The sequence below is a fragment of the Pseudomonas nabeulensis genome, assembly GCF_004682045.1.
Classification (GTDB): domain Bacteria; phylum Pseudomonadota; class Gammaproteobacteria; order Pseudomonadales; family Pseudomonadaceae; genus Aquipseudomonas; species Aquipseudomonas nabeulensis.
In genome coordinates, this window is record NZ_QUZT01000026.1 from 37,991 (window position 1) to 61,895 (window position 23,905).

Consider the following 23,905-nt stretch of genomic DNA (forward strand, 5'->3'; position numbering starts at 1 on the left):
TGCACTGCTGGATACGCACGCGAAAATTCGCTCCCGGTAGCTCGGCCTTGGCCAAATCAACGCACCTGTTGCAAGTGTCCATATAGCTTGGCGTACAGGCCGCCATCGGCAATCAACTGCTGATGGTCGCCATCCTCTGCAATGTGACCGCCGTCAAACACCAAGACTCGATCGGCTTGCTTAACCGCCGACAGACGGTGGGCGATAATCAGTGTAGTACGGCCGCTGAGAAACCGCGCCAGCGCCTGGTGCAAGTTGTACTCCGTGGCGGCGTCCAGCGCGGAAGTGGCCTCATCAAGGATCACCACTTTCGGTTCGGCCAATACCATGCGTGCAATCGCCAGACGTTGGCGCTGCCCGCCGGAGAAGCGTACCCCGGAACGTCCCACCACGCTGTCCAAACCCTGGGGCAACGCCTTGACGGTAGCATCCAGTTGGGCAATTTCCAGTGCCTGCCAGCAGGCCTGGTCGGTACGTTCGCGGCCCATGGTCAGGTTGGCGCGCACGGTGTCGTTGAACAGCGCCGGGTGTTGCAGCACTACCGCGACGTGCTCGCGAATGGTCTCCAAACCGATTTCCTGCTGGGTGGCCCCGCCAAAACGAATGCTGCCGGCCTTCGCGGTATAGAGCCCCAGCAACAGCTGCACCAGGGTACTTTTACCGCCGCCGCTGGCGCCGACAATCGCGACCTTCTCACCCGGTGCAATCGTCAGGTTCAACTGGTCGAGCACCAGGTCTTCACCGTAGCCAAAATCGAGGCCACGCACTTCGATCCCCACGGTCTCATGCCCAGTGAACGGGTCTTCACCCCCGGCATACTGCGGTTCGTCGGCACGGGCCAGCAGCTCGTTGATCCGCGTCAGCGCCCCGCCCGCCGCGTAGTAGGCGTATTGCAGGTTCAGCAGTTGCTCCACCGGGCCGATCATGAACCACAGGTAGCTGAACACCGCGAGCATCTGGCCGATGGACAGGTCGGAAAACAACACGGTGAGCATCGCCGCGGCACGGAAGATGTCGATGCCGAACTGGAACAACAAGCCACTGGCGCGGCTGGAGGCGTCGCTTTTCCACTGGGAGTTGATCGCGTAGTCGCGCACTTCCTGGGCACGCTGGCCCAAGCGCCCGAGGAAAAAGCCCTGGCGGTTGCCGGCGCGCACCTCCTGGATCGCATCCAAGGTTTCAGTGAGCGCCTGGGTGAAGCGCGACGTGCTGTCGTTCTCCAGCTTTTTCAGGTGCTTGACGCGTTTGCCCAATTGCACCGTGGCGTAGATCACCAGCGGGTTGAACAGCAGGATCAGCAGCGCCAGTTGCCAATGCATCCACACCAGGATCGCCGAGGTGCCGACCAGTGTCAGCATCGCGACAAGAAAGCGGCTAAGGGTTTCGCCGACGAATTTGTCCAGGGTGTCCAGGTCGGTGACCAGATGCGTGGTGACGGTCCCGCTGCCCAGGCTTTCGTATTCGCCCAGGGAGATGCGCTTGAGCCGTTCGATCAGGCGCACGCGGATGCGGTAGACGATGTCCTTGGCCAAACGTGCAAACAATCGCGCCTGTACCACGTTGAACACCAGCGCACCGCAGCGCAAAAACAGCGTGACCAACAGCATCAGGCCGATATAACCGGCGGCCTTCTGCCAACCCAAGGGCAATGCGTGGTTCATCACCTTGAGCGCGGCATCGCCATGGCCCAGCAGCACTTCGTCCACCAGCAACGGCAACAACAGCGGGATCGGTACGCTGCACAGGGTCGCCAGCACGGCGACGCCGTTGGCGATCCACAGGGATTTCTTGTGACGCAAGGCCAGGCGGCGGATTTCCGCCCAGGTCAGTCGGTCGGTGCGTTGTGGCTGGTCATGCACAGCTTGCTCGCTCCAGCCATCGGCCCAATAGAGGCGACAGCTCGGACAGCGGCTGGTAACCATTGGTCAGCAACGCCAATTGGCCATTGCGCTCGGCCAGCAGGGTCGGGAAACCGGCGATGCCCAGGTCCTGGACCCAGGTAAAATCGGCGGCCGTCGCGGCGTGTTGCTCGGCACGGTCAAACGCGCCGGCAAACTCGATACGCGGGATGCCCGCCTCCTCGGCCAGCTCCACCAGCACGCTGGCGAGGGTCACATCGCGGCCCTCCACATAAAACGCATGCTGGATCAGCCCCAGCAGCGTCCATGCGCAATCCGGCGCCAGGCTGCGTGCCGTCACGATGGCGCGGCACGCAGGCTCGGTGTCATACACAAAGCCATCGGGCAACGCGCCTTCGCGCGTGAACGGCTGGCCAGTGGCCTCGGTAACCGCCTGCCAGTGTTCAAGGATATAACGCCGCGTGGTCGGCTCCAGGGCCGCGCCACTGCCGGTGCGCAAACCGCCCACCACCAGGTGCAGCTCCACGCCGGCCGCCTGGGCCTGCTCCACCAACGCCTTGGCCACCGGGGCAAAGCCCCAGCACCAGGAACACATCGGGTCCATTACGTAGAGCAGGCGTGCGGACATGACTCAGGCCTCGGAAGGTGCTTGCTTATAGTTGAAACCAATCGGGTGCGGCATGTTGCGGGCCTTGGCCAGCTCGATCTGCTTTTGCCGGTCGATGGCGCTACGGCGGGTCTTCTCCGGCAGTTTGTCCCAGCAATGCGGGCAGCTGATGCCAGCCACGTAGTGCTCGGATGCGCGGTCTTCGACACTCACCGGTGTGCGGCAGGCATGACATTGATCGTAGTCGCCTTCGCTCAAGTCGTGGCGCACGGTGACGCGATTGTCGAAAACAAAGCAGTCGCCCTGCCATTTGGTTTCTTCCTGAGGCACCTCTTCGAGGTATTTCAGGATGCCGCCCTTGAGGTGATACACCTCATCGAACCCTTCGCTGAGCATGTAGCTCGACGCCTTCTCGCAACGAATGCCGCCGGTGCAGAACATGGCGACCTTCTTGTGCTTGGCGGGGTCGAAGTTGGCTTTGATATAGTCGGGAAATTCGCGAAAACTGGTAGTTTTCGGATCGATCGCGCCTTCAAAAGTGCCGATGGACACTTCGTAGTCGTTACGGGTGTCGATCAACAGCACTTCCGGGTCGCTGATCAGCGCGTTCCAGTCCTGCGGGTCGACGTAAGTGCCGACTTTTTTGTTCGGGTCGACGCCTTCGACGCCCAGGGTCACGATCTCTTTCTTGAGCTTGACCTTGGTGCGGTAGAACGGCTGCTCGTCGCAATAGGATTCTTTGTGGTCGATGTCGACCATGCGCGGGTCGTTTTTCAGCCAGGCGATCAGGCCATCAATGCCTTCGCGGCTACCGGAGACGGTGCCGTTGATGCCTTCTTCGGCGATCAGCAAGGTGCCTTTGATGCCGTTGTCGACCATCGCCTGCAGCAGTGGCTCGCGCAGGGCGACGTAGTCTTCGAGGGTGACGAACTTATACAGTGCCGCCACGACAATCGGTTGAGTCATGGGTGTTCTCTCCAGGTGGCTACCCTCGCAAAGGGTGAACCGGATGCAAAAAAAACGCGCCGGCTAAGCGGCGCGTTGCGGATTCTAACAAATTGGCGACGTTTATGGACCGCCTCTTTACTGTGGCGAGGGAGCTTGCTCCCGCTGGGCCGCGAAGCGGCCCCAACCAGGCGATTGCAATCTTTCAGAAAGATCGCGGTGGCCGGTATTGGGGCTGCTGCGCAGCCCAGCGGGAGCAAGCTCCCTCGCCACAGCAGGCCGACACACTACCGTGTCAGTGTCCGCCAGCGCAGGTCGGCGAGGCCGGGGCTGCGTCGATTTTCGCCCATTCCTCAGGCGTGTAGGTATGCAGCGCCAGCGCATGAAATTCGCTCATCAGGTCTCCCAAAATGGCGTAGACCTTCTGGTGGCGCTTGACGCGGTTGAGCCCCTCGAACTGCGGGCTGACCAGCACGGCCTTGAAGTGGGTCTGCAACCCACGGCTGTGCATATGGCTTTCATCCAGCACGCTCAAATGGTCGGTGCCCAGGGCGGCAAGCGCCGTTTCGATACGCTGTTGCATGGTCATTCCTGCTTACTTCTTCTTGGCCGGAGCGGCGGCTTTGGGCGTCAGCTCGTTGGTCATGTCTTCCAACAGCTTGTTCACCACCGGCACGGCGCTTTCCAGCTTGGCTTGGGTCATCTGGGCCGATTGCTGGGTCAGTTGCGGCATTTTTTCCAGGACTTTCTTGCCCAGTGGCGACTGGTAGAACGCGACCAGGTCCTTGAGTTCGGATTCGCTGAAATTGGTGGTGTAGAGCTTGACCATGTCCGGCTTCAGCTTATTCCAGCCAATAGCCTGGTCGAGGGCGGCGTTGGCCTTGGCCTGGTAGCTGTCCAGTACGGACTGCTTGGCGGCAGGCGCCTTGGTCTGTTCGAAACGCTGGGCGAACATTTGCTGCACTTGCATGTACACCGGGGTACCCAGCTTGTCGGCGTGAGCCAGGGTAAGGAAGGCTTCGGCACTGGCGTTGTGGCTGGCGGTATCGGCGAGAACCTGGCCGCTGGCGCAAACCAGAGCAACCGCGGTACAGATGGCACGAAGACGAGTCATCGAGTTTCCTTTTCTAGCAGGCGAGGTAAGACCCCAAGGGCGCCCATTCTGCGCCTAATAAACCTTATGGCTCAACCCCGGGCCTTGTCGGGCGTGGATTAGCCGATGAAAAGTCTTTAATGGAACCCACCCGGCCGATCACGGCCTAAACTGCGCAAACCGACTTCAAGGAGAGTGCCCGATGAGCCGTATCGAAACCGACAGCCTGGGAGATGTGAAGGTCCCGGATGACGCTTACTGGGGCGCCCAGACCCAACGTTCGCTGGTGAATTTCGCCATCGGCGAGCAACGCATGCCACTGGCGGTATTGCACGCCCTGGCCCTGATCAAGAAAGCCGCCGCACGGGTCAACGACCGCAACGGCGACCTCCCCGCCGATATCGCCCGACTGATCGAACAGGCCGCCGACGAAGTACTTGCCGGCCAACACGACGACCAGTTCCCCTTGGTGGTCTGGCAGACCGGCAGCGGCACCCAAAGCAACATGAACGCCAACGAAGTGATCGCCGGCCGCGCCAACGAACTGGCGGGCAATCAACGGGGTGGCAAAAGCCCGGTACACCCCAACGATCACGTGAACCGCTCCCAAAGTTCGAATGACTGCTTTCCTACCGCGATGAGCATCGCGGCGGTACAAGCGGTGCATCAGCGTTTGCTGCCCGCCATCGCCACGCTCTCCGGTGGCTTGGCCGAACTGGCCGCGCAGCACATGAAGCTGGTGAAAACCGGCCGCACCCACATGATGGACGCCACGCCGATCACCTTCGGCCAGGAACTCTCGGCGTTTATCGCCCAGCTCGACTACGCCGAACGTGCCGTGCGCAGCGCCCTGCCCGCCGTGTGCGAGCTGGCTCAGGGTGGCACCGCCGTGGGCACCGGGCTGAATGCGCCCCACGGTTTTGGCGAGGCGATTGCTTCCGAGCTGGCCGCACTTTCGGGTCTGCCGTTCGTCACGGCACCGAACAAGTTCGCCGCCCTCTCCGGCCATGAGCCCTTGGTCACCCTGCACGGCGCGCTGAAAACCCTGGCCGTGGCCCTGATGAAAATCGCCAACGACCTGCGCCTGCTGGGCTCCGGCCCGCGCGCCGGGCTGGCCGAGGTCAAGTTGCCAGCCAACGAGCCGGGCAGCTCGATCATGCCCGGCAAGGTCAATCCCACCCAGTGCGAAGCGTTGTCAATGCTGGCCTGCCAGGTGCTGGGCAATGACGTGACCATCGGCATCGCCTCCAGCCAAGGCCACTTGCAGTTGAACGTGTACAAACCGGTGATCATCCATAACCTGCTGGAGTCAATCCGCCTGCTGGCCGACGGCTGTAATAACTTCCAGGAACATTGCGTGGCCGGGCTTGAGCCCGACGCCGTGCAGATGGCCGAACACCTGGAACGCGGGCTGATGCTGGTGACGGCGCTCAACCCGCATATCGGTTATGACAAGTCCGCAGAGATCGCCAAGAAGGCCTATGCCGAAGGGCTGACACTGCGCGAGGCCGCCCTGGACCTGGGCTACCTCACCGACGCCGAGTTCGACCAGTGGGTTCGCCCGGAAAACATGCTGGGCAGCTAAGACGCCATGCGCAACCGCCGGGCCTTGAGCCCGGCAATCAGCGACGGCGCGAGTGCCACGGTCGCCGACCCCAGCACCACCACCAGTGCCCCGGCATAGCCCAGGGCGTTGATCTCTTCGGCCTGCACATAGTCCGGCCACAACCAGGCCGACAGGGCCACCGCGACAAAGGTCACCAAGGGCGTCAACGCCAGTGTTGCACTGACTCGTGACGCTTCCCAGTGCGCCAGCGCTTCGGCAAACGCACCGTAGGCCACCAGCGTGTTCATGCAGCAGGCCAGCAACAGCCAGCCTTGCAATGGGCTCAGGTCCAGCGCTTCCAAGGGATGGGCCCAAGGCGTAAGCAGTAGCGCGCAGGAGAGGTAAATCACCATCATCACTTGCAGCGAATTCCACACCGTCAGCAGTTGCTTCTGGCCCAGGGCGTAGAACACCCAGATAGAAGTCGCGAGCAGGATCGTCAGCACGCCAGCGGTATAAGTCCCCAGGGACGTGAGCAATTCCGTGAGGCGCTGGTTGAAGAACAAGCCGAAACCACAGATCAACACCACCAGCCCCAACACCTGGCCCAGGCTGAACCGCTCCTTGAACACAAACACGCTGGCAATCATCAGGAAGATCGGGCCCATCTGCACCACCAGTTGCGCGGTGCCAGGGCTGAGCATTTGCAGGCCCACCAGGTACAACACGTAGTTGCCGACCAAGCCGCACACGGCCATGCCTACCAGCCATTTACCCTTGGGGCCGAGCACCTTGGGACTGGGCAGGCGTTTGGTGAGTGCGAGGTAGATGAACAGGCAACCACCGGCCACCGTCAGGCGAAACCAGGTGACGGTGATTGGGTCCATCACCTGCAGCACTTGCTTGAGTTTGATCGGCAGGATGCCCCAGAGAAACGCGGTCAGCAGGGTCAGGAGGAAACCATAGACCCAGCGGCCGGAAGAAATGTGCATGAGTGCCCCAGAGGCCAGAGGAAGTGGAGTGGGCATTCTAGGGGGAAGAACACGATTCGCGATACGCTGCAGTTCAAATGTGGGAGGGGGCTTGCCCCCGATAGTGGTGGGCCAGCTACAAATGCAGTGGCTGACACACCGCCATCGGGGGCAAGCCCCCTCCCACATTGACCTCATTTAGCCAATTGAAATTAGCGCACGGCTTCGAACAGGCCTGTGGCGCCCATGCCGCCGCCCACGCACATGGTGACGATGCCGTAGCGCAGGTTGCGTCGTTGCAGCTCACGCACCAGATGCCCCACCTGCCGCGAGCCGGTCATGCCGAAGGGATGGCCGATGGAGATCGAGCCGCCATTGACGTTGTACTTGGCGTTATCAATCTCCAGGCGATTGCGCGCATACAGGCACTGGGATGCGAACGCTTCGTTGAGTTCCCACAGGTCGATATCCGCCACCTGCAGGCCCTTGGCCTTGAGCAATTTGGGCACCGAGAATACCGGGCCGATACCCATCTCGTCCGGCTCGCAACCGGCCACGGTAAAGCCACGGAAAAACGCCTTGGGCTTGAGGCCCAGCGCCAAGGCTTTCTCCAGACTCATCACCAGGGTCATGGAGGCACCGTCGGAAAGCTGCGAGGAATTGCCCGCCGTCACCGAACCGTCTTCGGCAAACACCGGTTTCAAGCCCTGCAAACTGGCCAGGGTGGTGTCGGGGCGGTTGCAGTCGTCGCGATCCACCACGCCGTCGAGTACCTGGACTTCACCGGTGTTCTTGTCCTCGACCTTGTACTTGACCGCCATCGGCACGATTTCGTCATTGAACAAGCCATCGGCCTGGGCCTGAGCGGTGCGCTGTTGGCTTTGCAGGGCGTACAGGTCCTGCTCTTCGCGGCTGACGTTGTAGCGACGGGCGACGATTTCGGCGGTCTGGCCCATGGGAAAGTAAATACCCGGCACCTGCTCCTTTAGCAGCGGGTTGATCAGGTTGTCGGTGTTGACGCTTTTCATGGTCAGGCTGATGGACTCCACGCCACCGGCAACAATGATGTCGCTGCAACCCGAAGCGATCTGGTTGGCGGCAATTGCAATCGCCTGCAAGCCCGATGAGCAGAACCGGTTGAGGGTCATCCCCGCCGTGCCGGTGCCCAGTTGCGACAGCACCGCCACATTGCGCCCGATGTTGTAGCCCTGCGCACCTTCATTGGAGCCGGCGCCAACAATGCAGTCTTCCACCGTCGCCGGGTCGATGCCGTTGCGGACGAGCAACGCGTTGACGCAATGGGCCGCCATGTCATCCGGACGGGTCTGGTTGAACTTGCCGCGAAAGGATTTGGCCAGGCCGGTTCGTACGCTGTCGACGATCACTACTTCACGCATGGGCTACCTCGATCTTGTGATGGTTGGGAGATGGATCGAGGATAGATCCAGCCCTGCCCAATCGCGATGATCATTCACCCCGCATATGCAAAAGCATGGGCACCCCGCACCCCGCACCCTGTGGCGAGCGAGCTTGCTCGCGCTGGGCTGCGAAGCGGCCCCAAATCAGCCGATGCGCGTTTGCATGGCACACGGAGGTGTTTTGATCAGGGCTGCTGCGCAGCCCAACGGGAGCAAGCTCCCTCGCCACAGAACAGCACCGCCACAGGTTATTTCTTCTTTTTATCGTGCTTGTCGGACTTGTCGAACGCGTCTTCCAACGCCCGGTTGATCGTGCGCAGCACCTTGACCCGCGCCCAGCGCTTGTCATTGGCTTCTACCAGGGTCCAGGGCGCGATTTCGGTGCTGGTGCGGTCGACCATATCGCCCACGGCGGCGCGGTAGTCGTCCCATTTTTCGCGGTTGCGCCAATCGTCTTCGGTGATCTTGAAGCGCTTGAACGGGATCTCTTCGCGTGCCTGGAAGCGTTCCAGTTGGGTTTGCTTGTCGATGGCCAGCCAGAACTTGACCACGATTACGCCCGCATCGCGCAGTTGCTCTTCAAAGTCATTGATCTCGCCATAGGCGCGCATCCAGTCCGCCGGGGTGCAGAAGCCTTCGATACGCTCCACCAGCACACGGCCGTACCACGAACGGTCGAACACGGTGAACATGCTCCGCGCCGGGATCTTCTGCCAGAACCGCCACAGGTATGGCTGGGCGCGCTCGTCTTCGCTGGGCGCAGCAATCGGCACGATGTGGTACTGGCGCGGGTCGAGTGCTGCCGCGACACGACGGATCGCACCGCCCTTGCCCGCCGCGTCGTTGCCTTCAAATACGGTGACCAGTGCGTGCTTGCGCATGCGTTTGTCACGCATCAGGCCGGAGAAGCGTGCCTGCTCGGTAATCAGTTGTTCTTCGTAATCGTCCTTGTCCAGGCGCTGAGTCAGGTCGAGGCTGTCCAGCAGGCTCTTTTTGTCCACTGCGGCGATCAGTGGCGCCGGGTTCATGCCGCTGGCCTTGCCCTTGGGCAACTTCAGTGCATTTTGAATGCCCTCGAGCAGCAACTTGCCGACGGTGAGGCTACGGTAGTTGCTGTCTACGCCTTCGATCACATGCCACGGCGCATAGTCGCGGCTGGTGCGACGCAGCACACGTTCACCGAAGTGCACGAACTTGTCGTAGGTCTCGGACTGCTGCCAGTCCAGCGGGCTGATGCGCCAGCTGTGCAGCGGGTCGTCGGCCAGGGCCTTGAGCCGTGCTTTCATTTGCTTCTTGGACAGGTGAAACCAGAACTTGAAGATCAGCGCGCCTTCATCACACAGCATCTTTTCCAGGCGCTCGGCACCGGCGATGGCCTGGTCCAGGCGGGCATCCTTGATCTGCCCGTGCACCCGCGCCTGCAACATCTGGCTGTACCAGTTACCGAAGAAAATCCCCATGCGGCCCTTGGCCGGCAATTGCCGCCAGTAACGCCAGGCCGGTGGGCGGGCCAGCTCTTCGTCGGTCTGTTGGTCGAAGGTACGCACTTCGATCAGGCGCGGGTCCATCCATTCACTGAGCAACTTGACGGTCTCGCCCTTGCCGGCGCCTTCGATGCCGTTGATCAGCACGATTACCGGGAAGCGCTTCTGCTGTTGCAGCTCGTACTGCACTTCCAACAGGGCTTCACGCAGGGCCGGTACTTCGGCCTCGTAGGTGTCTTTGTCGATGGCGTGACCGATTTCGGCGGATTCGAACATGGGCAGCTCCGTTTCAAGATAGCTCAAGACTAGCGGATTGGGCAGCAACACGCGGGAGGAAATTCCATCGATGCTTGCGTTGGGTCAATTCCACGCCGGTTGATCGGCTAGAATAGCGGCCTTGCCTTGACCGAGCCGCCCATGAACCCCATCACCCACGCCCAGCTCGACTGGGACGACCAAGGTCGCCCGCACTCGCGGGTGTTCGACGACGTGTACTTCTCCGACAAATCGGGCCTTGAAGAAACCCGCTACGTGTTCCTTGAACAAAACCGCTTGCAGGAACGTTTTGCGGCACTGCCCGTGGGTGGGCGGTTGGTGATTGGCGAGACCGGTTTCGGCACCGGTTTGAATTTCCTGTGCGCCTGGCAACTGTTCGAACAACACGCGGTGCCCGGTGCGCGGCTGCATTTTGTCAGTGTGGAAAAGTACCCGCTGAGCCACGCCGACCTGCAACGCGCCCTCTCCCTCTGGCCCGAATTGCAACCGTTTGCCGAGCAACTGTTGGCGCAATACATCGCTATCCACCCAGGCTTCCAGCGCCTGGTGCTGGATAACGGCCGTGTGACCCTGACCCTGCTGATCGGCGATGCCCTGGAACAATTGCCGCAGTTGGATGCACAGGTTGACGCCTGGTTTCTCGACGGTTTCGCCCCGGCGAAAAACCCTGATATGTGGACCGCCGAGCTGTTTGCCAAACTGGCACGCCTGGCAGCGCCGGGCTCGACCATCAGCACGTTCACCAGCACCGGTTGGGTACGACGGCTGATCAACGCCGCCGGGTTCAAGATGAAACGCACACCGGGCATCGGCCATAAATGGGAGATCCTGCGTGGGGAATTTATTGGCTGGCCCGAAGACGCCGCCCCACCGCCTGCCGTCAAACCCTGGTTCGCCCGACCTGCACCGGTCACCGGTGAGCGCAAAGCCCTGGTGATCGGCGGCGGCCTCGCGGGGTGCGCCACCGCTGCCAGCCTCGCCGCACGGGGTTGGCAGGTCAGTCTGCTGGAGCGCCACAACGCACTCGCCCAGGAGGCATCGGGCAATCCGCAAGGCGTGCTCTACCTCAAGCTATCCGCCCACGGCACGGCGCTGTCGCAGATGATCGTCGCCGGTTTCGGTCACACCCGTCGCCTGCTGGAACACCTGCACCGTGGCGTGGACTGGGAGGGTTGCGGCGTGCTGCAACTAGCCTTCGATGCCAAGGAGGGCCAGCGCCAGGCGCAGTTGGCCGAAGCCTTTGCGCCGGATTTGCTGCACTTGCTCGACCGCGATCAAGCCCAAGCCCGCGCGGGTATCGCCCTGGACCACGGTGGGCTGTTTTTCCCCGAAGGCGGTTGGGTGCATCCGCCCGCGCTGTGCGAATGGCAAGCGGATCAACCTGGCGTCACCGTGCTGCCCCACCACGACGTACTCGACCTGCGCCAAGCCGACGGCCAGTGGCAAGCCTGGGACGGCGAGCGCCTGCTGGCCAGCGCGCCCGTGGTGGTATTGGCCGGTGCCGCCGAGGTACAGCGTTTCACCGAGCTACCCCTCAAGCGTATTCGCGGGCAAATCACCCGGTTACCGCAGACCGCCGCGAGTGTGGCACTGGCCACCGTGGTGTGCGCCGAAGGTTATGTGGCCCCGCCGCGCCTGGGTGAACACACCCTCGGCGCCAGCTTCGATTTCAAGAGCGATGACCTCACGCCCACCGCCGCCGACCACGCCGGTAACCTGGCGATGCTCAGCGACATCTCCCAAGACCTGGCCCAACGCCTCGGCGCCAGCACTCTCGAGCCGGCTACGTTGCAAGGTCGCGCGGCCTTCCGCTGCACCAGCCCGGACTACCTGCCCATCGTCGGTCCGCTGGCCGACGCGGTAGCCTTCGCCGACGCCTACGCCGTACTGCGCAAGGACGCCCGGCATGCGCCGGACACGCCCTGTCCCTGGCTGGACGGCCTGTACGTCAACAGTGGCCATGGCTCACGTGGACTGATCACCGCACCGCTGTCCGCCGAATTGCTGACGGCCTGGCTGGATAACGAGCCGTTGCCACTGCCGCGCAGCGTGGCCGAGGCCTGCCATCCGAACCGCTTCGCCGTACGGGCGCTGGTTCGCAGCAATGCGCCCCGGCCATGAGGCTCATCAAGGCAAGTCGCAGGCTTCCAGCGTATCCACCTTCAACGCCTCTTCGGTCTGACGCACCACCTCCGTGTGTTCAGCCTGTTCCTGCTCGCGCAGGACCGTGTCCATCTGCTCGCGGTAACTGACATCGCCCAGGGTTTCGGCCTGTTCGAAGATCGTTTCCATGCGTTGATTGAACGGTAGATTAACCCCGGCAAACAGGTTGCTGGCCGTACGTTTGAGGTGACTGATCCAGAACGGCAGCCTGGCGAGGTACTGCGACATCCGCGGCGATTGCTCGGCGGCCCGCAGTTCGACTGCTGCCTGAGCAAGGGCCTGTCCCGTCACCCCGCCGAGCCGGGAGAAGCGCATATGCCGGGGCTGGCCCGGCAGGTGAAAACGATCCGCCAGCCCCGTTCGATAAGCCAGGCTGACCTCCAGCGGGTCGGCACTGGGGTGCTCATCACTGTGCTTGCGGGCGTACGACTCCAATTGGTCCAGCCTGAACAGCCCTTTGCCCAGGGCGAGCAACGATTTACTGGTGCCCGGACCACTGCCCACCCGCTTTGACGCCTCGTGCAGCTCTACCAGCACTTCAAGGTTGCTGAAGCTGTTAGCCACCGCGTCATCACAGTTAAGGGGGGTGGCCGCACGCTCAAACAGCTCAGCACGCAAGCCAGAATCACGCGCCCCAGCCTCCAGCACCCGCCACACGCGGCGGTCCAGGTCTTCACGTACCTGGACGGCATCCGCGGTTCCGCCCAAATCACCTAACAACTTGAACAGGCTGTCGGACTCCGGCTCGTCCTTGAAGCCTGCCCAGATAAGGTTTTTTTCCGGATAGCGCTCAACCCCATCATCGGCCAACCATAATTCCCGGGCGCGCTGCTCATTCAGACGTGGAATGTCATCTTCGGCAAAGCCCATCCCCGTCCCGACGTTGTTACGAAAGTCTTGCAGCAACCTTTGGGTTCGCGCGTCCAATGGGTTGTGACGCAAATTGTAGGCTTGCGCCCGTTGACGAGATAACTTGAATACCCCGTCCGGCAACGTGTCGATGTCGTTCTGGCGCAGGTCGACCAACTCCAGATACGGCAATCGTAACGCTTCCTTAGGAAAGCTTTTGAGCCGACAGTCGCGCAGGATCAGTTCACGCAGTTCGAACATGCGGCTAACGTCAGGTGGATCGATCAAGGGGTTATCACTGAGGTTCAACGATTGAAGGCCCCGCATGTCTGCCAAACGGCTACGGTCATACAGGTTCAACTGCAGCCTGTTACCCGCGAGGATCAGGTGCTCAAGGTTCGGCATTTGCGAGAGCACTTCGGGCAGTCGGGTGAGTGCGTTACCGGCCAGGTCCAGGCTACGCAGCCCCTTGAAGTGCTTCAGGAAATAAGCGCAATCGTCGTCCAGCTTCAAGCCTTTCAAGCACAGGTGCTGCACATGGTCAAAGCTCACCTGCGGCGGCAGCGTGGGTAAACGGCCTCGCAGCAATTCCTGTAACGACAATCCCTGGACTTTCACACCGTACCGGTTGGTCACCAGGACCGTGCGTCTCCAGCTCTGCTCAATGGCCCGTGCCACTTGAAAGCGGCTCAAGCGGTAATCCCACAAGGGCGCGTCACTGGCCGTGTAGCTGGATTTGTCTTTGCGCCAGGTTTTCAACGCACGGTGCAACGTACGCAAGGTCTGCTCAAGGCCGTCCACCGCTCTGGCACGCGCCAAGTGGTCAGCGCCTGCCTCTTGGATAAAGGTTGAAATCTGAGTATCCGTGAATAGGGGATACAGTTTCCTGACCTTGCGCATCAAGGCCGGCGGAGGCGGCTCGACCGCTGGCAACTGCGCCAGGGCACACAAGGCCAGGGGTTCCGGCTCAGCCCGCTCCGGCCAAAGATAGCCAGCGAGACGGCGGCGTTCCGTTTGCGCAGTCATCTTGACCTGATTGTTCAATATCCCCGCCGCCGAGGGCGAATTTAGGTTCATACGCGTACGACGATCGGCAGGTAACGCATCAACCACGGCCTGATAGAAGCCCTCCACCCCAGTCGCCTCCGTCCCCAAGGACACTCCGGCAGCGTCCACGGCCTGAAACCCCGCAGCCGTCTTGAGCACCGTGTGCCGCAGCCGTGCCGTTGTCGGGCCCACCGAGGCCAATAGGTTGCCACGCAGGTTCTGCAAGCGAACCTCCAACCGCAAATCGCCTGGCCAACCGGAAAGATGTTGAAGCAGGCCGACAGTGACACGGCGCGTCGCATCGGTGGCCAGGGCCGGCACATACAACCCCAGCAAGGCTTTGTCTTCCTCCACGCTGTCCGCAGCCAGGCGGGCCTGCTCGGCCAGGGTCAAGGGAACCCGTCCGGTGCCGCGCATGTGCCGGCGTTGAGCGTCGCTGGCCTGGGCGAGCAACTCTCGGCCCAGCCGATTCGGCAGGTGCGGGAAGCGCGTGTTCAAAGGCAGCAGATCTTCAACGGCCTTACCGTTGTAGTCCCGGTACAACTGTTCGTGCAAAGCCTGATGGTGTTGCTTGAGTGTGAGCAATAATCGCCGCGACAATGCCTGTACAGGCTGTTCCCCTTCGGCCACCTCGCCCACTAGCGACGCGCGCTCCTCCTCACTCAATTGCTGCAACAGGGTGGGCATCACCTCCCCCGCCTCAAGCTGGTCCCGGGTGATATGAATACTCAGGTCTTCATAATCGAAGGGCGCCATGTTCGGGTAGCTTTCAAGCAGATTACCTTTAGCATCCAGCACTTCGAAAAAACGCCCGGTGGGCCATTCGGGCATCAATGGCAATGCCAGCAGTTGAGTGCGCGCGGTGGTCGCAGGGGGTTGGAGTTCGCGCTGCAAGTAATGCTTCAGATCGCGGATCTTCTGGTCCTGACGCAGGCGCGCCACCGCGTCCTGAAACCGCTCGGGCAATGGCCGGTGCTCCAGGCTCAAGCGATTCAGTTTGTCGTGGGACACACCGGTGATCGAGGCGACGCCGTCCAGCTGCTCATGAGGCAACGTTGCCAGCCTGGGGTCCAGGCGCGACAGTTGATAGTGAATGTCACGCCAGCGCTCGGTTTGTTCGTAGACGTGTTGCCAGCCGCCCTGATGGTTATGCACCAGCGCAGGCCGATAAGCCGTGGCGCGAGTCGGGTGATTGATACGCCACTGCCCCTGGCCTGGCTCATAACTGATCCAATACAGGTCGCCATCCATTTTGATATAGGACCGACCATTCGCTTGATAGACCCCCTGCGCATTGGCAACCGCATGCTCGCTCAACACATTCGGTTGCCGATAACGGAACAACCGTGGTCGCCATAACCGCAATCGCTCGGGCGCCTGGCTGACGGCTTCGAATTTGTCGAAGAAGTGCGTCGAGGACATCGTCGATGGTTTAAGCGAACCAACGACTCGCCCGCCAGCGGCAAAGAGCGCCATGGTGGCGATGTTTTCAGCCACGTTGATCAGATGTCCAAGCGCTTCGGTCTTGTCACCATGGGACCAGTCCTCGACCCCCTCGAAGATCTCTCCCAGCAACTGACCGACCGCCACACCCATCATCAACTGCCCGATCACGGGTACTACAAATGCAGCGATGTTCAACACATCCAGGCCCACGTCCATATAAGCCAGCCAACGCCGTTCACTTGCATCGTCATCCACTTGAGCCTTGGGCACCGCCAGTACTTGCGCGTCCATCTGAATCTTTCCCAAGCAGGCGCTGAAGAAAAAGTGCTCGAAACACAGGACCACTGGCATCGCTTCCAGCCGGGCCACACTCCCCGGCGCATCGATCTTGGTAAAAAAGCTCAGGCACTGGGACTCATCCAGATACCCTTTGAAGAACGCCCGATAACTCGCCACCTGCAAATTCAATGTCAGGTACAACAGGAAGTCAGCCAGCGACGCGTATTCGTACCAGGGTCTATTCGGTTCATTGGGCATGTAGACCACAACGGGGTCAGCGACCAACTGGCCTGGCACGTCATCTGAAATCACCAAAACGCCCCATAGACAGGCGCCAAGCAGATTTACCCCCTGCCATATCCAGGGTTTTTCCAACGGAAAAAAACGCTCCGACTCTTTGGCGGGCCGATTGATCCTGATCAGCCCAAGCAACCGGGAATAGGTGGCCTCGCTGATATGCCCCTTGCCCAATGCAATGTGCAGGTCAATTTGCATGTCCTGGCACCGGGACTGGCCAATGTCCGCCGCTGCCGGGTTGAAGGACATCCCTGCATGGCCGTCGTCGTCTTTGGGCAACACCCCCATGACATCGACCACATGCCGCTGATAGGCCTCCCCCAGATCCAACTCACGGCAATAGCCGACGAATGCCAGCGCGCTCAGATCGGAAATCGGCTGCTGGGTGGCATGGGAGCGGATCAGCGCGGCAATCGACAAACTGCCCTCGGCCTGCGCCTGGGTGAAATTCTGCATCGCAGCCTGTAGCAGGCTGTACTTGGTCACGGTGACGGTTTGTATCAGGCCGCCTCCCAGGTCCGGGCTGACCCCTGAGAGTTTGCGTCTTGGCAACTCCAGGGTGTCGCGCTCGATGTCCAGCGAGGCAAAACCCTTGGCCGCGAGAAAATCCTTGAGCAAGGCCGCGCAGAACTTGTCCAAAGGCTGCAAGCGCGCCAACCGAGCCTTGGCACGTCGCCGCAGCTCTTCGCTATCGATATGAGCGTGCTTGAGTGCCTGCAAGGTTTGCAGCTTGGCCTTGATCATCCAGGGCGCCAGGGTTCGGCGCAGTACGCGTGCTTTGTCCAGGTCGCCCGAAAGGTCAAGCAGCGCGGTGTCCAGCTCGTCCGCAGTCACGGAGGGAGTGGCATCAATCAAGTCGGGGGTTAGCGTCATCAGAATCGCTCCTTCATAGCGGCCATTGATGACTTCACACCCTATGCGCCCCACGCGCGCAAATGCATTCGAATACCGGGCCGGTCAGCGGTCGGATTCACCGGGAATTTGCGTCCAAGCGCACCTTATCTACTACCCCTCAAGCGCAGGCCCCATGGGCCGCCACGCTCATTCGTCGGCGACAACGCCTGCGCGCTTATAACTTATTGTTCTAAAACTCCCAGAAATGCATCGGGTCAGTTTCTGGGTACGCGTCCTCTGGGCGTATTGAGTGTTTCCCCTCCCCAACGGAAAAACCGGTAAGGAATTTATGTGCGGATTAGCTGGAGAATTACGTTTCGATGCCCAACCTGCCGACCTGGCTGCGATTGAGCGCATCACCCATCACTTGGCCCCTCGTGGCCCCGACGCCTGGGGCTTCCATGCCCAAGGCCCGATTGCCCTGGGCCATCGTCGCCTGAAAATCATGGACCTGTCGGACGGCTCGGCCCAACCGATGGTCGATGCGCAGTTGGGCTTGTCGTTAGCCTTTAACGGTGCGATCTACAACTTTCCGGAACTGCGAGAAGAGCTGGAAGCCCTGGGCTACGCCTTCTATTCCGGTGGCGACACCGAAGTGCTGCTCAAGGGCTATCACGCCTGGGGCGAGGCGCTGCTGCCCAAGCTCAACGGCATGTTTGCGTTTGCCATCTGGGAGCGCGATACCCAGCGTCTCTTCATTGCCCGTGACCGCCTCGGTGTGAAACCGCTGTACCTGTCGCGTACCGGCCAGCGCTTGCGTTTCGCCTCGGCATTGCCTGCGTTGCTCAAGGGTGGCGATATCAACCCGATCCTCGATCCGGTCGCCCTCAACCATTACCTCAACTTTCACGCCGTGGTGCCGGCCCCGCGCACCTTGATCGCGGGCATTGAAAAGTTGCCGCCCGCCAGCTGGATGCGCATCGATGCCAGCGGCAAGACCGAACAGAAAACCTGGTGGACCCTGCCGTACGGTCCACGTGATGACGAGAAAAACCTCACACTGGAAGACTGGACCGACCGCGTGCTCGACAGCACCCGCGAAGCCGTGGCGATTCGCCAACGTGCGGCGGTGGATGTCGGCGTATTGCTGTCCGGTGGCGTCGATTCGAGCATGCTCGTCGGCCTGCTGCGGGAAGTAGGCGTGCAAGATCTGTCGACCTTCTCCATCGGCTTTGAAGATGCCGGTGGCGAAGCGGGCAACGAATTCCAATACTCGGACTTGATCGCCAAGCACTACGGCACCCGTCATCACCAACTGCGCATCGCCGAAAGCGAGATCATCGAGCAACTGCCGGCGGCATTCCGCGCCATGAGCGAGCCAATGGTCAGCCATGACTGCATCGCCTTCTACCTGCTGTCGCGGGAAGTGGCCAAGCACTGCAAAGTGGTGCAAAGCGGCCAGGGTGCCGATGAGTTGTTTGCCGGCTACCACTGGTATCCGCAGGTGGACGGCGCGAGCGATCCTTACGCAGCGTATCGCGAGGCATTCTTCGACCGCAGCTACGACGACTACGCCGCCACCGTCGCGCCGAAATGGCTGACTGCCAATGACGCGGCCGGCGACTTCGTGCGTGAACATTTCGCCATGCCCGGCGCCGATGCCGCGGTGGACAAGGCCCTGCGCCTGGACAGCACGGTGATGCTGGTGGACGACCCGGTCAAACGTGTCGACAACATGACCATGGCCTGGGGCCTGGAGGCGCGTACGCCGTTCCTCGACTACCGCCTTGTTGAACTGTCGGCCCGCGTACCGGGCAAATTCAAATTGCCCGACGGCGGCAAGCAGGTCTTGAAAGAGGCCGCACGCCGCGTGATCCCGAGCGAAGTCATCGACCGTAAAAAAGGCTACTTCCCGGTGCCCGGCCTCAAGCACTTGCAGGGCGACACCCTGAACTGGGTGCGCGAACTGCTGCTGGACCCGAGCCAAGATCGCGGCCTGTTCAACCCGGCGATGCTCGACCGCCTGCTCACCGACCCGCAAGGCCAATTGACCCCGCTGCGCGGCTCCAAGCTGTGGCAACTGGCGGCACTGAACCTGTGGCTCAGTGAACAAGGAATCTGACCGATGAAACCCCATGCAGCGGCTTACAGCCAACGCTTGATCAAGGGTCAGGCGCCGTCGTACGAGCGCCTGCAAGCCCGACTGGCCGAAGATGGCAGCCCCTCAAGCGCCGAACCGATTGCCGTGCATTGCGGTTGGGGCCGGTTGCTGATCGGGCATACCTTCCCCGATCCGTCGAGCCTGGCCCAGGAACTGCTCAACGAACAGGCCGGTGAACGCGACATCGCGCTGTACGTGGCCGCGCCCCAGCAAATCCTTGGGATCGACCCGCAGCAACTGTTTCTCGACCCGTCCGATACCCTGCGCCTGTGGTTTACCGACTACCGCCCTGCCACTCGCGTGTTCCGCGGCTTTCGTATCCGCCGGGTACAAAGCGAGGCGGATTGGCTGGCGGTGAACCAACTCTATCAGGGGCGCGGCATGTTGCCGGTGGACGCCGAACGCCTCACGCCGCGCCATCAAGGTGGCCCGGTGTATTGGCTGGCGGAAGACGACGACAGCGGCGCGGTGATCGGCAGCGTGATGGGCCTCAATCACCAAAAGGCCTTTCATGACCCGGAAAACGGTTGCAGCCTGTGGTGCCTGGCGGTGGACCCGCAATGCACGCGCCCCGGCGTGGGCGAAGTGCTGGTGCGCCACCTGGTGGAACACTTTATGAGCCGTGGCTTGAGCTACCTGGACCTGTCGGTGCTGCACGATAACCGTCAGGCCAAGAACCTCTATGCCAAGCTGGGTTTTCGCGCGCTGACCACCTTTGCGATCAAGCGCAAGAACGGCATCAACCAACCGCTGTTTCTCGGCCCTGGGCCGCAAGCGGGGTTTAACCCGTATGCCCGAATCATTGTCGAGGAAGCCCATCGGCGCGGTATCGATGTGCAGGTGGATGACGCCGACGCGGGCTTGTTCACCTTGAGCCACGGCGGGCGCCGCGTGCGTTGTCGTGAATCGCTGAGCGACCTGACCAGCGCCATCAGCATGACCCTGTGCCAGGACAAGAGCCTGACCCACAAGGTGCTGAAAGCAGCAGGGTTGAAACTGCCCTCGCAACAATTGGCGGGCAGTGCGGATGACAACCTGGAGTTTCTCGATGAGCACCAGCGTGTCGTGGTCAAGCCGCTGGATGGCGAGCAAGGCCAGGGCGTGGCCGTGGATTTGCAGAGCATCGAAGAGGTGCAGCAGGCGATTGAGGCGGCGCGGCAGTTCGACACGCGGGTGTTGCTGGAAAGCTTTCACGAAGGCCTGGACCTGCGCATTCTGGTGATCGGCTTCGAGGTGGTTGCCGCCGCGATTCGCCGCCCTGCCGAAGTGACCGGTGACGGTCATCATTCCATCGGCGCATTGATCGAAGCACAAAGTCGTCGACGCCAGGCCGCAACCGATGGGGAAAGCAAAATCCCTGTCGACGCTGAAACCGAACGCACCCTGCACGCCGCCGGCTACGACTACAGCAGCATCCTGCCACGGGGTAAAACCCTGGCCGTGCGCCGCACCGCCAACCTGCACACCGGCGGTTGCCTGGAAGATGTCACCGCGATCCTGCACCCCACACTGGTGGACGCCGCCGTGCGCGCCGCCCGCACCCTGGACATTCCCATGGTGGGCCTGGACCTGATGGTGCCCGCCGCCGATCAACCCGAGTATGTGTTTATCGAAGCCAACGAACGGGCCGGACTGGCCAATCATGAACCGCAGCCGACGGCTGAGCGGTTTGTGGATTTGTTGTTTCCCCATAGTTAGCTGAGTGCTTGAGAGGTGGGGTGACTGTTCTGGCCCCATCGGGGGCAAGCCCCCTCCCACATTTTGAATTGTGAATACCTTCTAGTGTGGGAGGGGCGGTGCGACGATTCGACTTGCCCCCGATGAGGCCCTTGAAAGCACCCCATACCCTCAAGCCAAGAGGAGTCTTTATGAGCCGCACCATCCCCGAACCCGACCTGAACTATCTGCAAAAAGTCCTGCTGGAAATGCTCGCCATTCCCAGCCCCACCGGGTTCACCGACACCATCGTGCGCTACGTCGCCGAGCGCCTGGAAGAACTCGGCATTCCGTTCGAAATGACCCGGCGCGGCACCATTCGCGCCACCCTCAAGGGCCAGAAAAACAGCCCCGACCGTGCGGTCTCCGCGCACCTGGATACCATCGGCGCCGCCGTGCGTGCGATCAAGGACAATGGCCGCCTGAGCCTGGCGCCGGTGGGCTGCTGGTCGAGCCGCTTTGCCGAAGGCAGCCGGGTCAGCCTGTTTACCGATAACGGCGTGATCCGCGGCAGTGTGTTGCCGCTGATGGCCTCCGGACACGCGTTCAACACCGCCGTGGATGAAATGCCGGTGAGCTGGGACCACGTGGAGCTGCGCCTGGACGCCTACTGCGCGACCCGCGCCGACTGCGACTCCCTAGGCATCAGCGTGGGTGATTATGTAGCCTTCGACCCTCTGCCCGAGTTCACCGAGAGCGGGCATATCAGCGCCCGTCACCTGGACGATAAAGCCGGCGTCGCCGCGCTGCTCGCCGCGCTCAAGGCCATCGTCGACAGCGGCGAGCCGTTGCTGATCGACTGCCATCCGCTGTTCACCATCACCGAGGAAACCGGCAGCGGTGCCGCCGCCGCCCTGCCCTGGGATGTCAGCGAGTTTGTCGGCATCGATATCGCCCCGGTCGCCCCCGGCCAGCATTCCAGCGAACATGCGGTGAGTGTGGCAATGCAGGATTCTGGCGGGCCTTATGACTATCACCTGTCCCGGCATTTGCTGCGCTTGGCCTCGGACAACGACCTGCCGGTACGTCGCGACCTGTTTCGTTACTACTTCAGCGATGCCCATTCTGCTGTGACGGCGGGCCACGATATCCGTACCGCATTGCTGGCATTCGGTTGCGATGCGACCCATGGCTACGAACGCACCCATATCGACAGCCTTGCAGCGCTGAGCCGCTTGTTGGGCGCGTACATCCTCAGCCCGCCGGTGTTCGCCAGCGATGCGCAACCGGCCCAGGGCTCACTGGACCGGTTCAGTCATCAACTGGAGCATGAGACGCAGATGGAGAGCGACACACGGGTGCCGTCGGTAGATAGCCTGGTGGGCAATAAGTCCTGACGCAGGCAACTGCTGGTAACAAGAGTCCCGGCGCAGTAGCATCGCCGGGACTTAACACCTGAGGCCTGTATGCTGATTCCCTACGACGCACTTGAAGTCGACACCCTGACACGTCTGATCGAAGACTTCGTCACCCGTGATGGCACCGACAACGGCGACGACACCCCCCTGGAAACTCGCGTGCTGCGTGTGCGCCAAGCGCTGACCAAAGGCCAGGCGCTGATCGTGTTCGACCCGGAAAGCGAGCAGTGCCAGTTGATGCTCAAGCACGATGTACCCAAACATCTGTTCGACTGAGCTTATGTTCGACTGAGCTTAGAGGTTGGGCACCTGCACCGGATGGGTGACGGCGCCCTGGCGATCGAGGATCTTCTGGTGAACCTCGGCACGATGAACGTGCACCCCGGCCGGCGCTTCAACGCCTAATTTCACCTGGGTGCCGTTCAGTTCAAGGATGTGCACGGCGATGTCATCGCCGATGGAGATAACTTCGCCTACGGCGCGGCTTAGGACCAGCATGGCGGGTGTCCTTATTTACAGTGAAAGGACTTCGACCATGCGCGTTGGGGTACAGGGCATCAATGCCTTCCCACAAAATCAGATACAACCCACACCAACAGGTAATTTAACTGACAGAACCCATATCAAAATGTGGTGCATCAGCCCTTGGCGGCTTGCGCCTTCGCGCGCATCTTATCGGCCATGCTGGTCATCTCGTCGTACAGCAACTGCGGGTTCTTCTGCTTCAACGCCCACGCCATCCGCCCTTGCTCATGGGGCAGGATCATGAATTCACCTTCCGCCACGCGCTGGTAGATGTAATCGGCGATGTCAGCCGCCGTGATCGGCGAACTTTCCAGCAACTTACCGACCTGGGCTTTCATCGCCGGCGTCGGCCCACGAAACGAGTCCAACAGGTTGGTCTGGAAGAATGACGGGCACACCACGTGCACACCGACTTCCTGTTGCTTGAGCTCCACCAGCAAACTCTCCGACAGCGCGACCACACCGGCCTTGGCCACGTTGTAGTTGCTCATGGCCGGGCCCTGCATCAGGGCTGCCATGGAGGCGATATTGATGATGCGTCCCTTGCTCTTTTCCAGCAGCGGCAGGAACGCCTTGCAGCCCTTGACCACGCCCATCAGGTTGATCGCGATCTGCCAGTCCCAGTCTTCCAGGGACAGCTCGGCAAAGAAGCCGCCCGAGGCCACGCCGGCATTGTTGACGATCACATCGATCCCGCCGAGCTTGACCTCACAGGCCTGGGCAAACGCAGTGAGCTGGCTGTAGTCGCGCACATCGCAGCGCTGGATAAAACCATCACCACCGGCCTCTTTCACTAACTTGAGGGTTTCCTGCAAGCCCGGTTCACTGACGTCCGACAACGCCAACTGCCAACCCTCGCGGGCCCAGCGCAGAGCGATTTCACGACCCAGGCCGGACCCGGCGCCAGTGATCATCATGCGATTTTGCATAGGAAAGTTGCCTTGTGGTTCACGGAAGAAGTGACCGGCAGTGTAGCGAAGGTTTTTTACTTACCCACGTACCATCAGAGTGATGAATGCCCCAGGCAAACC

The 23,905-nt window shown here is 61.4% G+C and carries 17 protein-coding genes; 6 read left to right on the forward strand and 11 right to left on the reverse strand.

What is annotated here, in order from left to right:
- Positions 1–56 precede the first annotated feature (56 nt).
- From DYL61_RS15255 to DYL61_RS15275, 5 genes are all read right to left on the reverse strand, one after another.
- Positions 57–1,859, reverse strand: coding sequence for an ABC transporter ATP-binding protein (locus tag DYL61_RS15255; protein WP_135308990.1), 1,803 nt, complete (start codon positions 1,857–1,859; stop codon positions 57–59).
- Positions 1,852–2,454: a DsbA family protein gene (locus DYL61_RS15260; protein WP_193559444.1), complete on the reverse strand. Its 603-nt coding sequence runs from the start codon at positions 2,452–2,454 to the stop codon at positions 1,852–1,854. The genes DYL61_RS15255 and DYL61_RS15260 overlap by 8 nt, the downstream gene beginning before the upstream one ends.
- 36 nt (positions 2,455–2,490) lie before the next feature.
- Positions 2,491–3,432: an oxygen-dependent tRNA uridine(34) hydroxylase TrhO gene (trhO, locus tag DYL61_RS15265; RefSeq protein ID WP_135308992.1), complete on the reverse strand. Its 942-nt coding sequence runs from the start codon at positions 3,430–3,432 to the stop codon at positions 2,491–2,493.
- A gap of 274 nt (positions 3,433–3,706) precedes the next feature.
- Positions 3,707–4,000 (reverse strand): BolA family protein, encoded by a 294-nt coding sequence (locus DYL61_RS15270; protein WP_135308993.1) that lies wholly within the window; start codon positions 3,998–4,000, stop codon positions 3,707–3,709.
- 6 nt (positions 4,001–4,006) lie between these two features.
- Positions 4,007–4,525: a DUF2059 domain-containing protein gene (locus tag DYL61_RS15275; RefSeq protein WP_105694968.1), complete on the reverse strand. Its 519-nt coding sequence runs from the start codon at positions 4,523–4,525 to the stop codon at positions 4,007–4,009.
- Positions 4,526–4,706: 181 nt separating this feature from the next.
- Between DYL61_RS15275 and DYL61_RS15280 the strand changes: the two genes are divergently transcribed.
- Complete coding sequence (locus DYL61_RS15280; protein WP_135308994.1) at positions 4,707–6,089, forward strand: class II fumarate hydratase; 1,383 nt, start codon at positions 4,707–4,709, stop codon at positions 6,087–6,089.
- Here the strand turns inward: DYL61_RS15280 and DYL61_RS15285 are convergent.
- The 3 genes from DYL61_RS15285 to pap form a co-directional block, all read right to left on the reverse strand.
- Positions 6,086–7,042 carry a DMT family transporter gene (locus DYL61_RS15285; protein WP_135308995.1) on the reverse strand — a complete coding sequence of 319 codons (957 nt, stop codon included), beginning with the start codon at positions 7,040–7,042 and terminating at the stop codon, positions 6,086–6,088. The genes DYL61_RS15280 and DYL61_RS15285 overlap by 4 nt on opposite strands.
- Before the next feature lie 191 nt (positions 7,043–7,233).
- On the reverse strand, positions 7,234–8,418 hold the full coding sequence (locus tag DYL61_RS15290; protein ID WP_135308996.1) for a thiolase family protein: 1,185 nt from the start codon (positions 8,416–8,418) through the stop codon (positions 7,234–7,236).
- 269 nt (positions 8,419–8,687) lie between these two features.
- Positions 8,688–10,199: a polyphosphate:AMP phosphotransferase gene (gene pap / locus DYL61_RS15300; RefSeq protein WP_135308998.1), complete on the reverse strand. Its 1,512-nt coding sequence runs from the start codon at positions 10,197–10,199 to the stop codon at positions 8,688–8,690.
- 141 nt (positions 10,200–10,340) lie between these two features.
- On the opposite strand from pap, the gene mnmC reads away from it, so the two are divergent.
- Positions 10,341–12,320: a bifunctional tRNA (5-methylaminomethyl-2-thiouridine)(34)-methyltransferase MnmC2/FAD-dependent 5-carboxymethylaminomethyl-2-thiouridine(34) oxidoreductase MnmC1 gene (mnmC, locus tag DYL61_RS15305; protein ID WP_135308999.1), complete on the forward strand. Its 1,980-nt coding sequence runs from the start codon at positions 10,341–10,343 to the stop codon at positions 12,318–12,320.
- Positions 12,321–12,326: 6 nt separating this feature from the next.
- On the opposite strand, the gene DYL61_RS15310 is transcribed toward mnmC, so the two are convergent.
- Positions 12,327–17,153, reverse strand: coding sequence for an NEL-type E3 ubiquitin ligase domain-containing protein (locus DYL61_RS15310; RefSeq protein WP_135309000.1), 4,827 nt, complete (start codon positions 17,151–17,153; stop codon positions 12,327–12,329).
- Positions 17,154–17,463: 310 nt separating this feature from the next.
- Between DYL61_RS15310 and DYL61_RS15315 the strand changes: the two genes are divergently transcribed.
- The 4 genes from DYL61_RS15315 (at position 17,464) to DYL61_RS15330 (ending at position 22,625) form a co-directional block, all read left to right on the forward strand.
- Positions 17,464–19,236, forward strand: a complete 1,773-nt coding sequence (locus tag DYL61_RS15315; protein WP_135309001.1) for an N-acetylglutaminylglutamine amidotransferase — start codon at positions 17,464–17,466, stop codon at positions 19,234–19,236.
- Positions 19,237–19,239: 3 nt separating this feature from the next.
- On the forward strand, positions 19,240–20,973 hold the full coding sequence (gene ngg, locus DYL61_RS15320; protein WP_135309002.1) for an N-acetylglutaminylglutamine synthetase: 1,734 nt from the start codon (positions 19,240–19,242) through the stop codon (positions 20,971–20,973).
- Between the two features lie 170 nt (positions 20,974–21,143).
- Positions 21,144–22,328 carry an osmoprotectant NAGGN system M42 family peptidase gene (locus tag DYL61_RS15325; RefSeq protein ID WP_135309003.1) on the forward strand — a complete coding sequence of 395 codons (1,185 nt, stop codon included), beginning with the start codon at positions 21,144–21,146 and terminating at the stop codon, positions 22,326–22,328.
- Positions 22,329–22,397: 69 nt separating this feature from the next.
- Positions 22,398–22,625: a YheU family protein gene (locus DYL61_RS15330; protein ID WP_003192759.1), complete on the forward strand. Its 228-nt coding sequence runs from the start codon at positions 22,398–22,400 to the stop codon at positions 22,623–22,625.
- Positions 22,626–22,643: 18 nt separating this feature from the next.
- On the opposite strand, the gene csrA is transcribed toward DYL61_RS15330, so the two are convergent.
- Both csrA and DYL61_RS15340 read right to left on the reverse strand, forming a co-directional pair.
- Positions 22,644–22,847 carry a carbon storage regulator CsrA gene (csrA, locus tag DYL61_RS15335; RefSeq protein ID WP_135309004.1) on the reverse strand — a complete coding sequence of 68 codons (204 nt, stop codon included), beginning with the start codon at positions 22,845–22,847 and terminating at the stop codon, positions 22,644–22,646.
- 140 nt (positions 22,848–22,987) lie between these two features.
- Positions 22,988–23,803: an SDR family oxidoreductase gene (locus DYL61_RS15340; protein WP_135309005.1), complete on the reverse strand. Its 816-nt coding sequence runs from the start codon at positions 23,801–23,803 to the stop codon at positions 22,988–22,990.
- Positions 23,804–23,905 lie beyond the last annotated feature (102 nt).

Coding starts and splice junctions, on each gene's coding strand:
- DYL61_RS15340 (WP_135309005.1), bottom strand. CDS start 23,803: ATGCAAAATCGCATGATGATCACTGGCGCCGGGTCCGGCCTGGGTCGT.
- DYL61_RS15330 (WP_003192759.1), top strand. CDS start 22,398: ATGCTGATTCCCTACGACGCACTTGAAGTCGACACCCTGACACGTCTG.
- DYL61_RS15260 (WP_193559444.1), bottom strand. CDS start 2,454: ATGTGTTCCTGGTGCTGGGGCTTTGCCCCGGTGGCCAAGGCGTTGGTG.
- pap (WP_135308998.1), bottom strand. CDS start 10,199: ATGTTCGAATCCGCCGAAATCGGTCACGCCATCGACAAAGACACCTAC.
- DYL61_RS15285 (WP_135308995.1), bottom strand. CDS start 7,042: ATGCACATTTCTTCCGGCCGCTGGGTCTATGGTTTCCTCCTGACCCTG.
- DYL61_RS15280 (WP_135308994.1), top strand. CDS start 4,707: ATGAGCCGTATCGAAACCGACAGCCTGGGAGATGTGAAGGTCCCGGAT.
- DYL61_RS15325 (WP_135309003.1), top strand. CDS start 21,144: ATGAGCCGCACCATCCCCGAACCCGACCTGAACTATCTGCAAAAAGTC.
- ngg (WP_135309002.1), top strand. CDS start 19,240: ATGAAACCCCATGCAGCGGCTTACAGCCAACGCTTGATCAAGGGTCAG.
- DYL61_RS15275 (WP_105694968.1), bottom strand. CDS start 4,525: ATGACTCGTCTTCGTGCCATCTGTACCGCGGTTGCTCTGGTTTGCGCC.
- DYL61_RS15310 (WP_135309000.1), bottom strand. CDS start 17,153: ATGACGCTAACCCCCGACTTGATTGATGCCACTCCCTCCGTGACTGCG.
- DYL61_RS15290 (WP_135308996.1), bottom strand. CDS start 8,418: ATGCGTGAAGTAGTGATCGTCGACAGCGTACGAACCGGCCTGGCCAAA.
- csrA (WP_135309004.1), bottom strand. CDS start 22,847: ATGCTGGTCCTAAGCCGCGCCGTAGGCGAAGTTATCTCCATCGGCGAT.
- trhO (WP_135308992.1), bottom strand. CDS start 3,432: ATGACTCAACCGATTGTCGTGGCGGCACTGTATAAGTTCGTCACCCTC.
- mnmC (WP_135308999.1), top strand. CDS start 10,341: ATGAACCCCATCACCCACGCCCAGCTCGACTGGGACGACCAAGGTCGC.
- DYL61_RS15270 (WP_135308993.1), bottom strand. CDS start 4,000: ATGACCATGCAACAGCGTATCGAAACGGCGCTTGCCGCCCTGGGCACC.
- DYL61_RS15315 (WP_135309001.1), top strand. CDS start 17,464: ATGTGCGGATTAGCTGGAGAATTACGTTTCGATGCCCAACCTGCCGAC.